This window comes from Burkholderia sp. Bmkn7 (assembly GCF_041103175.1).
In the GTDB taxonomy this organism is placed as follows: Bacteria; Pseudomonadota; Gammaproteobacteria; order Burkholderiales; family Burkholderiaceae; genus Burkholderia; species Burkholderia cepacia.
The window spans coordinates 3,120,772-3,134,073 of the sequence record NZ_JBGCUH010000003.1 but is presented as its reverse complement, the minus strand read 5'-3'; the positions used below and the strand labels follow the sequence as shown (position 1 = coordinate 3,134,073).

At 66.0% G+C, this 13,302-nt stretch carries 13 protein-coding genes; 8 read left to right on the top strand and 5 right to left on the bottom strand.

All coding sequences use genetic code 11. The features are described from left to right. Positions 1–61: 61 nt before the first annotated feature. A complete protein-coding gene (locus tag AB3K92_RS36180) occupies positions 62–1,054 on the bottom strand; it encodes a bifunctional riboflavin kinase/FAD synthetase (RefSeq protein ID WP_021160745.1) in 993 nt (330 codons plus the stop codon). 122 nt (positions 1,055–1,176) lie between these two features. Between AB3K92_RS36180 and purN the strand changes: the two genes are divergently transcribed. The 6 genes from purN to nadC all read left to right on the top strand — a co-directional run bounded on the left by purN (position 1,177) and on the right by nadC (position 8,366). Next, the gene (gene purN / locus AB3K92_RS36175) at positions 1,177–1,839 is read left to right on the top strand and encodes a phosphoribosylglycinamide formyltransferase (protein WP_021160746.1); all 663 of its coding nucleotides are present in this window, start codon (positions 1,177–1,179) and stop codon (positions 1,837–1,839) included. Further along, positions 1,836–3,101: an RsmB/NOP family class I SAM-dependent RNA methyltransferase gene (locus AB3K92_RS36170; RefSeq protein ID WP_021160747.1), complete on the top strand. Its 1,266-nt coding sequence runs from the start codon at positions 1,836–1,838 to the stop codon at positions 3,099–3,101. The genes purN and AB3K92_RS36170 overlap by 4 nt, the downstream gene beginning before the upstream one ends. An 18-nt stretch (positions 3,102–3,119) precedes the next feature. Further along, positions 3,120–4,484, top strand: coding sequence for a mechanosensitive ion channel family protein (locus AB3K92_RS36165; protein WP_059621144.1), 1,365 nt, complete (start codon positions 3,120–3,122; stop codon positions 4,482–4,484). A gap of 221 nt (positions 4,485–4,705) precedes the next feature. Continuing rightward, complete coding sequence (locus tag AB3K92_RS36160; protein WP_027786669.1) at positions 4,706–5,899, top strand: acyl-CoA desaturase; 1,194 nt, start codon at positions 4,706–4,708, stop codon at positions 5,897–5,899. Positions 5,900–6,348: 449 nt separating this feature from the next. Beyond that, on the top strand, positions 6,349–7,485 hold the full coding sequence (gene nadA / locus AB3K92_RS36155; RefSeq protein ID WP_021160750.1) for a quinolinate synthase NadA: 1,137 nt from the start codon (positions 6,349–6,351) through the stop codon (positions 7,483–7,485). After that, positions 7,482–8,366 carry a carboxylating nicotinate-nucleotide diphosphorylase gene (gene nadC, locus AB3K92_RS36150; RefSeq protein WP_021160751.1) on the top strand — a complete coding sequence of 295 codons (885 nt, stop codon included), beginning with the start codon at positions 7,482–7,484 and terminating at the stop codon, positions 8,364–8,366. The genes nadA and nadC overlap by 4 nt, the downstream gene beginning before the upstream one ends. 91 nt (positions 8,367–8,457) lie before the next feature. Here the strand turns inward: nadC and nadB are convergent, their stop codons facing one another. The 4 genes from nadB to radC all read right to left on the bottom strand — a co-directional run bounded on the left by nadB (position 8,458) and on the right by radC (position 11,634). Beyond that, positions 8,458–10,044: an L-aspartate oxidase gene (nadB, locus tag AB3K92_RS36145; protein ID WP_021160752.1), complete on the bottom strand. Its 1,587-nt coding sequence runs from the start codon at positions 10,042–10,044 to the stop codon at positions 8,458–8,460. Positions 10,045–10,204: 160 nt separating this feature from the next. Beyond that, entirely contained in the window at positions 10,205–10,372 is a 168-nt protein-coding gene (gene rpmG / locus AB3K92_RS36140; protein ID WP_006478046.1) for a 50S ribosomal protein L33, read from the bottom strand. A gap of 17 nt (positions 10,373–10,389) precedes the next feature. Further along, positions 10,390–10,623 carry a 50S ribosomal protein L28 gene (gene rpmB / locus AB3K92_RS36135; protein WP_004186391.1) on the bottom strand — a complete coding sequence of 78 codons (234 nt, stop codon included), beginning with the start codon at positions 10,621–10,623 and terminating at the stop codon, positions 10,390–10,392. A 237-nt stretch (positions 10,624–10,860) separates the two neighbouring features. Further along, entirely contained in the window at positions 10,861–11,634 is a 774-nt protein-coding gene (gene radC / locus AB3K92_RS36130) for a DNA repair protein RadC (RefSeq protein WP_369466758.1), read from the bottom strand. A gap of 135 nt (positions 11,635–11,769) precedes the next feature. Between radC and AB3K92_RS36125 the strand changes: the two genes are divergently transcribed. Together AB3K92_RS36125 and ispH are read left to right on the top strand one after the other, a co-directional pair. Beyond that, on the top strand, positions 11,770–12,225 hold the full coding sequence (locus AB3K92_RS36125) for a peptidylprolyl isomerase (RefSeq protein ID WP_021160755.1): 456 nt from the start codon (positions 11,770–11,772) through the stop codon (positions 12,223–12,225). A 2-nt stretch (positions 12,226–12,227) separates the two neighbouring features. Continuing rightward, a complete protein-coding gene (ispH, locus tag AB3K92_RS36120; protein WP_321937365.1) occupies positions 12,228–13,208 on the top strand; it encodes a 4-hydroxy-3-methylbut-2-enyl diphosphate reductase in 981 nt (326 codons plus the stop codon). Positions 13,209–13,302: the final 94 nt, after the last annotated feature.

The following is a 13,302-nucleotide window of genomic DNA, read 5'->3' as shown; positions in this document are numbered from 1 at the left end:
GAATCGGGGATGCGCGCGAGTGAGCGGCGCGAGGGCGCGGCGCCAGGCGCCGCCGTCCGGATCAGCTAATTCGGTCGGTGGCCGACGTCGAGAAGCCCGTGGCGCGGCTGCCCGGCGCACGGTCGCGCTCGATGAAGTACGCGCGTGCATTCGCGACGTCCAGCGCGATCGCGCGCGACAGCGCCTCGAGATCGTCGAATTTCGCCTCGTCGCGCAGCTTTTTCAGGAATTCGACGCGGATGAGCTTGCCGTACGCGTCGCCGTGCCAGTCGAGCAGGTGGACTTCGAGCAGCACGCGGCCGGAATCGTCGACGGTCGGACGCAGCCCGAGGCTCGCGACGCCCGGCAGCGGGGTGGGGCCGAGGCCGTGCACCTGCACGACGAAGATGCCCGCGAGCGCCGGACGCTTGTGCGCGATCGGCAGGTTCAGCGTCGGGAAGCCGAGGTCGCGGCCGAGCTTCAGCCCGTGCGCGACGTGGCCGCTGATCGCATAGCCGTGGCCGAGCGCCTGCGCGGCCGCGTCGAGATCGCCCGCGGCGAGCGCGGCGCGCACGCCCGAGCTGGAGATGCGCGTGCCGTCGCTGCCCGCGACCGTACCCATTTGCTCGACCTCGAAGCCGTACTGTTCGCCGGCCGCCTTCAGCGTGTCGAAGGTGCCCGCGCGCTTCGCGCCGTAGCAGAAATCGTCGCCGACCATCATCCAGCGCGTGTGCAGCCCGTTCACCAGCGTGCGTTCGACGAACGCCTGCGGCGACTGGCTCGCGAACGTGTGATTGAAGTGCTCGACGACGACGCGGTCGACACCGTGATCGCGCAGCGCCTCGAGCTTGTCGCGCAGCATCGCGATGCGCGGCGGCGCGCCGGCGGGGTTGAAGAATTCGCGCGGGTGCGGCTCGAACGTCATCACGCACACGGGCAGGCCGCGCGCGTCCGCTGCCGCGCGCACGCGCGCGAGCAGGGCCTGGTGGCCGCGATGGACACCGTCGAAGTTGCCGATCGTCAGCGCGCACGGGGCGCGGCTCTCGGCGTTGGGCAGGCCGCGGAAGACTTTCACGATAGCGGATGCAGCGTCGGGGAATGGGCGGTGGGATGCCGCAAAGCAGAAGATTATAAACGTTCGGGCGGGCCGGCGGCCGAGAAGGCGGGAAACGCGGGGGCGAATGGTAAAATTCGCGGATGAAAAAACTCGTGATCCTGATTTCCGGTCGCGGCAGCAACATGGAGGCCATCGTCCGCGCGTGCGCGCAGGAACGCTGGCCGGCCGAGATTGCCGCCGTGATCGCCAACCGGCCCGACGCGGCCGGACTGGCTTTTGCCGCGTCGCACGGGGTGGCGACGGCGGTGGTCGACCACCGCTCGTTCGACGGCCGCGACAGCTTCGACGCGGCGCTCGCCGCCGAGATCGACCGTTTCGCGCCCGATCTCGTCGTCCTCGCCGGCTTCATGCGCATCCTCACGCCCGCATTCGTCAGACGATACGAAGGCCGGTTGCTGAACATCCATCCGTCGCTGCTGCCGAGCTTCAAGGGCATCCACACGCATCAGCAGGCGCTCGACGCGGGTGTCGCGCTGCATGGCGCGAGCGTGCATTTCGTCATCCCCGAGCTCGACAGCGGCGCGATCGTCGCGCAGGGCGCGGTGCCCGTGCGCGCGGGCGACGACGCGGCGGCGCTCGCGCAGCGCGTGCTGGCGGTCGAGCATGTGCTGTATCCGCGCGCGGTGCGCTGGTTCATCGAGGGCCGTTTGCGCCTCGAGAACGGCCGTGCAGTGGTGGCGCCGGAAGAGGCGCGCTGGATTTTCGCGGATCAACCGCATACCGAAACGAGTGAGGGCGTATGAAGCTGCACGGATTCCTGATCGGCCAGACCGAGACTTTGCTGGCCGAGGTGCTGAAGTTCGCCGGCCCCGCCGACGCGACGACGAGCCGGTTCTTCCGCGCGCACCCGAAGCTCGGGCATGCCGAACGCGGCGTGATCGCCGAGGCGGTGTTCGCGGTGCTGCGCCGGAAAATGGAGTTTTCGCACCTCGCCGAGAGCGGCACCGGTACGCCGGCACGACGCCTCACGCTGCTCGGCCTGATGCAGACGGTCGGCCGCAATGCGCTGAAGCCGTTCCTGTCGGACACCGAGTCGGCCTGGCTCGAGCACGTGTCGAAAATCGACCCGGCGAGCCTGCCCGTGCGCATTCGCACGAACCTGCCCGACTGGATTCACCAGGCGCTGTCGGCCCGTTTCGACGCCGACGAGCTCGCGCAGCTCGCCGCCGCGCTGAACTATCCGGCGCCGCTCGACCTGCGCGCCAATGCGCAGAAGGCGAGCCGCGACCAGGTCATCGACGGGCTGCGCGCGAGCGGCATCGACGCGGGCGCGACCCCGTTCGCACCGTTCGGCGTGCGCGTGGTCGGCAAGCCGGCGCTGACGCGCCTGAAGCTGTTCGAGGAAGGCGCGATCGAGGTGCAGGACGAAGGCAGCCAGCTGCTGTGTTCGCTGGTCGCGCCGCGCCGCGGCGAGATGGTCGTCGATTTCTGCGCGGGCGCGGGCGGCAAGACGCTCGCGCTGGGCGCGATGATGCGCTCGACCGGGCGCCTCTATGCGTTTGACGTGTCGGAGAAGCGCCTCGCGAAGCTGAAGCCACGCCTCGCACGCAGCGGGCTGTCGAACGTGAACCCGGTGCTGATCGACAGCGAGCACGACGCGAAGATCAAGCGGCTCGCCGGCAAGATCGACCGCGTGCTGGTCGACGCGCCGTGCAGCGGCCTCGGCACGCTGCGCCGCAATCCGGACCTGAAGTGGCGCCAGACGCGCACCGCGATCGACGAACTCACGCCGAAGCAGGCGTCGATCCTCGCGAGCGCCGCGCGCCTGGTGAAGAAGGGCGGCCGGCTCGTCTACGCCACCTGCAGCGTGCTCGACGCCGAGAACGAACGCATCGTCGAGCAGTTCCTGGCCGATCATCCCGAGTTCGTGCTGGTGCCGGCGCAGAAGGTGCTGGATGACCAGCGCATCGCGCTCGAGACCGGCGACTACCTGTCGTTGTGGCCGCACCGTCACGCGACCGACGGCTTCTTCGCCGCGGTTCTCGAACGGCGCGCCGCGCAGTAACGACTGCCCGGACTGACGATGGAAAACCTGCAGAGCCGCCTGCTGTCGCACCGGCTGGAATCGGTCATTCGTGACTTCCACCAGCCGGTGATGATCTGGCAGGCGGCGATCCTCGTCGGCGCGCTGTGTTTCGCATGGGTGACCGCGCGCTTCGTGCACGGCCGCATCGATGCACGCCGCCGGGCAGCCGGCCGCGCACCCGGCGCGGGCGCGCAAAGCCTGAAGCGCGCACTGTTCCCGTTGTTCGGCAGCGTCTTCGTCGGCGCCGCGCAACTCGCGTTCGACCCGTTCATGTCGACGTCGCTGCTGTCGCTGGCGCTCGTGCCGCTGTTCGGCATCGGGCTGATCTACGTGCTGTTCTTCTTCGCGCGGCGCGTGTTCGCGCGCGACGGCCACACGCATGCGTGGCTGTCGATCGTCGAGAAGATCGTGTCGACCGTCGTGTGGGCCGCGATGGTGCTGACCGTGCTGGGCATCCAGCGCGACGTGCTGGGCTGGCTCGACAGCGTGCAGTTCCGCGTCGCCAACGCGCACCTCACGCTGCTGTCGGTGATTTCCGGCGCGCTATGGGTATGCGTGACGCTGATGGTCGCGATGTGGCTGGGCTCGGTGCTCGAGGACCGCCTCACGCGCGCAAGCACGCTCGACGCGAACCTGAAGGTCGTGTTGTCGCGGGTCGGCCGCGCGCTGCTGGTATTTGCGGCGATCCTGATCGGGCTGTCGCTGGTCGGCATCGACGTGACGGTGCTCGGCGTGTTCGGCGGCGCGGTGGGTGTCGGCCTCGGTTTCGGGCTGCAGAAGATCGCCAGCAACTACGTGTCGGGTTTCATCATCCTGCTCGACCGTTCGCTGCGGCTCGGCGACGCGATCAGCGTCGGCGGGCTGCAGGGCGTCGTCACGCAGATTCGCACGCGCTACACGGTCGTGCGCGGCCTCGACGGCAACGAGACGCTGATTCCGAACGAGAAACTGATCACCGACGTCGTGCAGAACCAGTCGTCGTACCTGACGCGCGGCTACGCGAAGGTCGCGGTGCAGGTTGCGTACACCAGCGATGTCGAGCACGCGCTCGTGTTGCTCGCCGAGGCGGCCAGGGACGTGCCGCGCGTGCTGGAGGAGCCGGCTCCGACCCCGTATCTGGTGGGTTTCGGTGCGGACGGGATCGACCTGGAGCTCGGTTTCTGGATCGAGGACTCGGCGAAAGGGACGTCCGGCGTGCGTTCGACCGTGAACCGCAATATCTGGCGGCTGTTCAGCGAGCACGGGATTTCGATCCCGTTCCCGCAGCGCGAAGTGCGGGTCGTGGGGCTGCCGGACAGCTTTCCTGCCGCGGGCGTGGCGGCCGGCAACGGCGCGGTGGACGGGCGCGCACCGGCTGCGTAGCGCAAGCTGGCCGCCAAGCGTATCGACCCCGCGGTCGAAACCGGATCGCGGGCCGTTCCGAGTCCGCCCATGGACTGCGCTGGTTGCGTCAGGGCAAGAAAATGTTCATTTTTTACAAAGACTTGGAACGGTTGAAGTAAAATTCTGGTCTACACGCGGTATGCTTTCATTTTTCTGACGCTTGGCGCGGGCCGGCGTCGCTCTCATCACAGGTAACTGCCTTGTTGAATTCCCTGCTCGATTTTCTTTCCCACGGGCTCCTGCATTTTTCGTGGTGGCAGGTCGCGCTGTTCGCGCTCGCCGTCACGCACGTCACGATCATCGGCGTGACGGTCTACCTGCACCGCTGCCAGGCGCATCGCGCACTCGAGCTGCATCCGATCGCGAGCCACTTCTTCCGCCTCTGGCTGTGGATGACGACCGGCATGCTGACGGGCCAGTGGGCCGCGATTCACCGCAAGCACCATGCGAAGTGCGAGACCGAGGAAGATCCGCACAGCCCGCAGACGCGCGGCATCTGGAAGGTGTTCCTCGAGGGCGCCGAGCTGTATCGCGCGGAAGCGAAGAATGAAGAGACGATGCGCAAGTTCAGCCACGGCACGCCGAACGACTGGATCGAACGCAACATCTACTCGAAGTACCCGATCCTCGGCGTGAGCCTGATGATGGTGATCGACGTCGCGCTGTTCGGCGTGCTCGGCCTGACCGTCTGGGCCGTGCAGATGGTCTGGATTCCGTTCTGGGCGGCTGGCGTCGTCAACGGCTTCGGTCACTTCTGGGGTTATCGCAACTTCAACTCGGCCGACGCGAGCACGAACCTGTTCCCGTGGGGCATCGTGATCGGCGGCGAAGAGCTGCACAACAACCACCACACGTTCGCGACGTCGGCGAAGCTGTCGAACAAGTGGTATGAGTTCGACATCGGCTGGATGTACATCCGCATCATGTCGGCATTCGGTCTCGCGAAGGTGAAGAAGGTCGCACCGACGCCGCGCCTGAACAAGCCGAAGACGGTGCTCGACCAGGAAACGCTGCAGGCCGTGCTGTCGAACCGCTACGAAGTGATGGCGCGCTACGGCAAGGCCGTGAAGCGCGCATACCGCCAGGAGCTTGCGCACCTGAAGGAAATCGGCGGCGAGAAGTACCAGCTGATGCGTGGTGCGCGCAAGTGGTTCCACAAGGATGCCGACGGCCTCGACGAGCCGCAGAAGAAGCTGCTGCCGGAAATCTTCGCGAACAGCCAGAAGCTGCACACGTACTTCCAGCTCCGCCAGGATCTGGCCGCGATCTGGGATCGTTCGACCGCATCGCGCGAACAGCTTCTCGCGCAATTGCAGGATTGGTGCCATCGCGCAGAACAAAGCGGCATCAAGGCGCTGCAGGAATTCGCCACGCGCCTGCGCCGCTACGCCTGATTCGAAATCGATTAGAATCTAAGGACGTCAAAAACCCCGCGTTGGCGGGGTTTTTTATTTGGACTTCCGGTTTTTGAAGGTGACCGGTTGGGCCGGATTTGTATGAGGCTTGGGGCGGCGGCGAATGGTTGCCCCGGGGCGAGCACGGGGGTGAGGCCGGAGGGGGCGCCAAGGCGCCGATGCTGGTCGACCGCGAAGCATGGGATCCAGGGAAGCGCCAAAGCACTAACTTGGATCGACCGCGAAGCATGGGATCCAGGTAAGCGCTAAAGCGCTAACTTGGATCGACCGCGAAGCATGGGATCCAGGTAAGCGCCAAAGCGCTAACTTGGATCGACCGCGAAGCATGGGATCCAGGTAAGCGCCAAAGCGCTAACTTGGATCGACCGCGAAGCATGGGATCCAAGTAAGCGCTAAAGCGCTAACTTGGATCGACAGGAGATATGGAGATGCAATCGACGATCAAACCCGTCGAATACGATCGGCCCGTCGCAGCAGGGACCGTGTGCGGCGTGGGGCAGGCATGGGCCAAGGTGCCCGACGCACCGTCCGCCGAAGAGCGCGCTGCACTGAAGGCACGTATCAAGGCGCTACTCGTGCGTGAAAAGGCCGTCCTGGTCGCGCACTACTACGTCGACGCCGAATTGCAGGAACTGGCCGACGAAACGGGCGGCTGTGTCGCCGACTCGCTCGAAATGGCCCGCTTCGGCCGCGATCACGACGCGCAGACACTGGTCGTCGCCGGCGTGCGCTTCATGGGCGAAACCGCGAAGATCCTGAGCCCGAACAAGCGGATCCTGATGCCCGACCTCGATGCGACCTGCTCGCTCGACCTCGGCTGCCCGGTCGACGAATTCTCGGCGTTCTGCGATGCTCATCCCGACCGTACCGTCGTCGTCTACGCGAATACCAGCGCTGCCGTGAAGGCGCGCGCGGACTGGATGGTCACGTCGTCGATCGGCCTCGAGATCGTGGCCGACCTGCATGCGCGCGGCGAGAAGATCATCTGGGCGCCGGATCGCCATCTCGGCAGCTACATCCAGAAGAAAACCGGCGCGGACATGCTGTTGTGGCAAGGCTCGTGCCTCGTCCACGACGAGTTCAAGGGCATCGAACTCGACCTGCTGCGCGCCGAGTATCCGGACGCGAAGGTGCTCGTCCACCCCGAGTCGCCGGAAAATGTCGTCGCACAGGCGGACGTCGTCGGCTCGACGACGCAATTGATCGACGCAGCCGTGAAATTCGACGCGACGCGCTTCATCGTCGCGACCGATCTCGGCATCCTGCACAAGATGCAGCTTGCTGCGCCGGGCAAGACCTTCATCGCCGCACCGACGGCCGGCAACAGCGCAACCTGCAAGAGCTGCGCACATTGCCCGTGGATGGCGATGAACGGCCTCGCGAACCTCGCCGACGTGCTCGAACGCGGTCACAACGAGATCTTCGTCGATCCCGCGATCGGCGAGCGTGCACGTCTGCCGATCGACCGGATGCTCGACTTCGCAGCGGCGCACAAGAAGCGCGTGCAGGCGAGCGGCGATCTGCAGCGCGACCAGCAACTGTTTGCGAACGTGGGGGCTGCATGACGAACGCAGCCGTATCCCCGCTGTTCGACGTCGTCCGTGAGCAATACGGTGCGGCATTCGACGACGCGATCGCGCGCAACGTGGCCGATGCGATCGCGGAAGACGTCGGCACGGGCGACCAGACCGGGCGGCTCGTGCCGGCCGGCGGGCGTCGCCGGGCGCGCATCATCGTGCGGGAAGACGCCGTGCTGTGCGGTGTACCGTGGTTCGAGGCCGTGATTGCGCGAATCGATCCGGCGATCGTCGTGCAATGGCGCTATCGCGAAGGCGACCGGATGACGCCCGATTCGACCGTCTGCGAACTCGAAGGGCCGGCCCGTGCACTGCTGACGGCCGAGCGCAACGGACTGAACTTCCTGCAATTGCTGTCGGGGGTCGCGACTGCGACGCGCCGTTACGTCGAGCGCGTCGAAGGCACGCGCGCGAAGATCCTCGATACGCGCAAGACGCTGCCGGGCCTGCGGCTCGCGCAGAAATACGCTGTGCGTGTCGGCGGCGGCGAGAACCAGCGTCTCGCGCTGTATGACGGCATCCTGATCAAGGAGAACCACATCGCAGCGGCAGGCGGTGTCGGCGAGGCGCTCGACGCGGCGTTCGCGCTGGAGTCGGGCGTGCCCGTGCAGGTCGAAGTCGAGACGCTCGCGCAACTCGATACGGCGCTCGCGCATCGCGCGCAGTCGGTGCTGCTCGACAACTTCACGCTCGACATGATGCGTGAAGCGGTGCGTGTCGCGAACGGCAAGGCCGTGCTCGAAGTGTCGGGCGGCGTCAACTTCGATACGGTGCGTGCGTTCGCGGAAACGGGTGTCGACCGTATCTCGATCGGCGCGCTGACGAAGGACGTGCGCGCGACGGACTATTCGATGCGGATCGTCGACTGATCGCGCGACATACCGTCTGACGAAAAAAGAGCCGCTGGCGCGCAAACGCCAGCGGCTTTTTTGTGGGCCGCAGCCGGGAACGGCGTGGTGGTCAGCGGCGCGAGCGGGGCGTGAGCACGCTCGGAAGCGCCTTCGGCAGCGTGTTCGGCCAGTCGCGGCTGTAGTGCAGCCCGCGGCTTTCGCGGCGTGAGTACGCGCTTTTCACGATCAGTGTCGCCACGTCGACGAGGTTGCGCAGTTCGAGCAGGTCGCGCGTCACGCGGAAGTTCGCGTAGTACTCCTGGATCTCGTCGCGCAGCAGCGACAGCCGGTGCTTCGCGCGTTCGAGGCGCTTGTCGGTACGCACGATGCCGACGTAGTTCCACATCAGGCGGCGCAGCTCGTCCCAGTTGTGCGCAACGACGACTTCCTCGTCCGCATCCGACACGCGGCTTTCGTCCCACGCGGGCAGCGTGGCGGGCGTTTCGGCATCGAAACCGGCCGCCTCGATCGCCCCGGCCGCCGCGCGGCCGATCACGAGACATTCGAGCAGCGAGTTGCTCGCGAGCCGGTTCGCACCGTGGAGCCCGGTGTACGACGTTTCGCCGACCGCATACAGGCCCGCGAGATCGGTGCGCCCGGCGAGATCGGTGACGACGCCGCCGCACGTGTAGTGTGCGGCCGGCACGACGGGAATCGGCTGCTTCGCGATATCGATGCCGAATTCGAGGCAGCGCGCGTGGATCGTCGGGAAGTGCTCGCGCAGGAACGCTTCCGGCTGGTGGCTGATGTCGAGATATACGCAGTCGATCCCGCGCTTCTTGATCTCGAAGTCGATCGCGCGTGCGACGATGTCGCGCGGCGCGAGTTCGGCGCGAGGATCGTGCGCGGGCATGAAGCGCGTACCGTCGGGCAACTTCAGCAGGCCGCCTTCGCCGCGCACGGCTTCCGAGATCAGGAACGACTTTGCATACGGATGGAACAGGCAGGTCGGGTGGAACTGGATGAATTCCATGTTGGACACGCGGCAGCCCGCGCGCCACGCCATCGCGATGCCGTCGCCGGTCGCGGTGTCGGGGTTCGTCGTGTACAGGTAGACCTTGCCGGCGCCGCCGGTCGCGAGCACGGTATGCGGTGCCTCGATCGTGATCGTGCGGTCGTTGTCGACGTCGAGCGCATACAGGCCGTGACAGCGGCGGCCGGGCAGGCCGAGGCGGTCCGACGTGATCAGGTCGATCGCGTGGTGGTTCTCGAAGAACGTAATGTTCGGATGCTGGCGCGCCCGCGCCGACAGCGTCGCGAGCACCGCGTGGCCGGTCGCGTCGGCCGCGTGGATGATCCGGCGGTGGCTGTGGCCGCCTTCGCGCGTGAGGTGGAAGCCGAGCTCGGCAGCGTCGTCCTTCGTGAACGGCACGCCCTGGGAGATCAGCCATTCGATCGCTTCGCGGCCGTGCTCTACGATGTAGCGCGTCGCGCCTTCGTCGCACAGCCCGCCGCCGGCGACCAGCGTGTCGTCGACGTGGTTCTCGATGCTGTCCGCCGAATCGAGGACGGCCGCGATGCCGCCTTGCGCGTTATCGCTTGCCCCCTCCATCATCGAACGTTTCGCGATCAGCGCGACACGTCGCGTGCTGGCCAGGTTGAGTGCGACCGACAGCCCTGCCAGGCCGCTGCCGACGATCGCCACGTCGAATTTCATGCTGCATCTCCATCGTTACGCTTTTGATCTTGTGCGTTCCGGCGGCCGCAGCCGCGGAAAGGGGAGAGCATACCGCGTCGCGCCGGAGCGTGCGCGCAAAACAAAAAGCCCCGCATGTGCGGGGCTTTTCGGTCGCCGTCAGGCTGGCAGAAACCGGAGATTACTTGATCTTGGTTTCTTTGTATTCCACATGCTTGCGGACGACGGGATCGAACTTCTTGATCGCCATCTTTTCCGGCATGTTGCGCTTGTTCTTCGTGGTCGTGTAGAAGTGACCCGTACCAGCGGTCGACTCGAGCTTGATCTTGTCGCGTGCGCCTTTTGCCATGATTGTGCTCCTTGGGCTTAGGCTTCGCCGCGTGCGCGCAGGTCAGCGAGCACGGAATCGATGCCGTTCTTGTCGATCAGGCGCAGGCCGGCGTTCGAGACGCGCAGGCGCACCCAGCGGTTTTCGCTCTCTACCCAGAACCGGCGGTTTTGCAGGTTCGGCAGGAAGCGGCGCTTCGTCTTGTTGTTGGCGTGGGAAACGTTGTTGCCGCTCATCGGCGCTTTCCCAGTTACTTGGCATACGCGTGCCATGAGAGCACTCCTAATACGCTAAATTCGGGGTTCGATCGCCGATGAAGGTTCCATCGTACCGCCACGTGATCCATGGCTGCACTCAGAACGCCGAAGCCCTTACAGACAAGGCCCTTCGATGGCTAGAACTGGTTGGAAAAAAGACAGACGGCGATTCTAGCAGAAAAAGTTCAGAAAAATCAAACCTAATTTCGCATCGCCGTTGCGGCGCCCTCAGGCGGGCCGCAACCGCACAGTCTACAGCCAACCGGCCCGTGCGAACGAAAAAGTATCACTGGTGCCGATGACGACGTGATCGAGCAGCTGAACGTCGACGAGCGCGAGCGCGTCGTGCAGCACGCGGGTCAGGCGCCGATCCTCGGCGCTCGGCTGCACCGCGCCCGACGGATGGTTGTGCGCGACGATCAGCGCGGCGGCGTTGTGCGCCATCGCGCTGCGCACGATCTCGCGCGGGTAGACGGCCATGCGCGTCAGCGAGCCGCGCGTGATTTCCTCGGTGTCGATCAGGCCGTGGCGCGCGTCGAGGTAGACCGCGGCGAACACTTCGTACGGGCGCGCGCCAATCTTTATCCGCAGATAGTCCTCGACCGCGCCGGGCGAATCGATCAGCCGCTTCTCGCGCGCTTTCTCCTTCAGTACGCGCCGCGCGATCTCGGTGACCGCAACCAGCCGCGCGGAGCGCGCGGGGCCGATGCCGGGGTGCGCCTCGAAATCGTCGGCGGTTGCCTCGAGCAGCCCGCGCAACGTCTTGAACTGCCCGACCAGCGCGCGGGCCGTGACGAACACGTCGTGCCCCGGCTTGCCGGTGCCGAGCAACAGGGCGATCAGTTCGTCGTTGGTCAGCGCGGCCGGCCCGCGCTCCAGCAATCGCTCGCGCGGCCGCTCGGGCCGCCAGTCGCGCGGGCGGCGCTTGCGCCGGCGGATCGGGAGGCCGCGGCCGGGCGGATCGGCCGGCAGATCGGCGGTGTCGCGGCATTCGACGGGCGGCAGGGTGAGGCAGGGTGACAGCATGCTCGAAACTCCATTGGCGGCGGGCGGTATGCGCGACGTCGTCGCACTTTCCGCCTTGCGCGCTCAGGTGACTTACAATATTGGCTTTGCGCCGGGCCTTTCGGCCGTATCGGGCGCCGACCGAACGAGTAATTCATGAGCCTCATCGATCTATCCGAAGTGAAGCCCGGTTCCCACGTCACGTTGCATTACCGGCTGGCACTGGCCGACGGCGCCGACATCGTCAACACCTTCACCGACAAGCCGGCCACGCTGCTGCTCGGCGCAGGGCAACTGGCGCCGTCGCTGGAACAGATTCTGATCGGGCTCAGGGTCGGCGACCATTCGACTTTTCAGCTATCGCCCGAACAGGGGTTCGGTCCCCGCAATCCCGACATGCTCCAGCGCGTCACGCTGTCGACGCTGCGCGAGAACGGGATGGTCGGCGACGATTTCACGCCGGGCGAACTGATCGAGTTCAATGCGCCGGACGGCGGCCGGTACGCGGGGGTGCTGAAGGAAGTCAGCGAGACCTCGGCACTGTTCGACTTCAATCATCCGCTCGCGGGCCAAGCGCTCACGTTCGAAGTGAAAATCATCGGAATCCTGTAATCATGAGCACCACCGATACGCTGTCCGGGCAGGCCGTCGCAGCCGACGCCGAAATCCTGCTGGCCCAGCCGCGCGGTTTCTGCGCGGGCGTCGATCGCGCGATCGAGATCGTCGAGCGCGCAATCGCGATGCACGGTGCGCCGATCTACGTTCGTCACGAGATCGTCCACAACAAGTACGTGGTCGAGGATCTGAAAAAGAAAGGCGCGATCTTCGTCGAGGAACTCGAGGAAGTGCCGGCCGGCAATACCGTGATCTTCAGTGCGCACGGCGTGTCGAAGGCCGTGCGCGACGAGGCCGACGTGCGCGGGTTGCGCATTTACGACGCAACCTGCCCGCTCGTCACGAAGGTGCACGTCGAAGTGGCGAAGATGCGCCAGGACGGCGTCGACATCGTGATGATCGGCCACAAGGGCCATCCGGAAGTCGAAGGCACGATGGGGCAGGTCGAGCGCGGCATGCATCTCGTCGAGAGCGTCGAGGACGTGCAGAAGCTCGAGCTCGCCGATCCCGAGCGCATCGCGCTCGTCACGCAGACGACGTTGTCCGTCGACGATGCGGCCGAGATCATCGGCGCGTTGAAGGCCAAGTATCCGAAAATCCGCGAGCCGAAGAAGCAGGACATCTGCTACGCGACGCAGAACCGCCAGGACGCAGTGAAGTTCATGGCGCCGCAATGCGATGTCGTGATCGTCGTCGGCAGCCCGAACAGCTCGAATTCGAGCCGCCTGCGCGAAGTGGCCGAGAAGCGCGGCGTGGACGCCTACATGGTCGATGCGCCCGACCAGATCGACCCGGCATGGGTCGCGGGCAAGCGCCGCATCGGCGTGACGGCCGGCGCGTCGGCACCTGAAGTGCTCGCCCAGGCCGTGATCGCGCGCCTGCGCGAGCTCGGCGTGCGCAACGTCCGCGCGCTCGAAGGCATCGAGGAAAACGTGTCGTTTCCGCTGCCGCGCGGGTTGAACCTGCCGCCCGCCGCCTGATTGACGCAGCGCACCTGCGGACACACCGAAGCGCGCCTCCCGGCGCGCTTTTTTTTACCCGTCGGAATTGCAATCGCAACCATTCTTTGCATTC